This is a genomic window from Paenibacillus sp. LHD-38 (assembly GCF_031157315.1).
Taxonomy (GTDB): domain Bacteria; phylum Bacillota; class Bacilli; order Paenibacillales; family Paenibacillaceae; genus Pristimantibacillus.
Genome location: NZ_JAVIFU010000153.1, coordinates 1 through 618 on the forward strand (window position 1 = coordinate 1; position 618 = coordinate 618).

The 618-nt window shown below is 53.4% G+C and carries 1 protein-coding gene; it reads left to right on the forward strand.

The genetic code is table 11. From position 1 onward, the window contains the following. Window positions 1-618, forward strand: a 618-nt coding sequence (locus RCO25_RS34675) for a spore germination protein (RefSeq protein ID WP_309000582.1), incomplete at both ends; no start/stop codon positions are given.

A 618-nucleotide genomic window follows, 5' to 3' on the forward strand; every position in this document is an offset into this window, starting at 1 on the left:
TATACCGAGCGGCCGGATGTAGTGGCAGCGGCATTAATTGATGGAAAGATCGTCGTAATCTGTCAAGGCTCCGGCATGATGATGCTTTGTCCCGGCTTGTTTGTCGAGCTGCTGCAGTCAAGCGAAGACTATTATCAGCGGACCATCATTTCATCGGTAACCCGGATCTTGCGGTTAATGGCATGTATCATTGCCCTTACGCTGCCAAGTATCTATATCGCCTTAACCACGTATCATCCCGAATTGATTCCGTCCGTTCTTCTGCTGGCGATTGTCGATGCCCGGGAAGGCATTCCGTTTCCGGCTTTTTTTGAAGCGCTGATCATGGAGTTCTTCTTTGAGCTGCTGCGGGAAGCAGGTGTTCGGCTTCCTCGGCCGGTCGGTTCCGCTGTAAGCATCGTCGGCGCGCTGGTCATCGGAGAATCAGCAATCACAGCCGGAATCGCCTCTCCGATCATGGTCGTACTAGTAGCCTTGACAGGGATAGCCTCCTTTACGGTTCCGCAGTATAACGCGGCCATTTCACTTCGACTCTTACGGTTTCCGCTAATGGTCATTGCCGCTCTTCTGGGCGGATTCGGGCTCCTGTTCGGCTTGCTCTTCATCCTGCTGCACCTG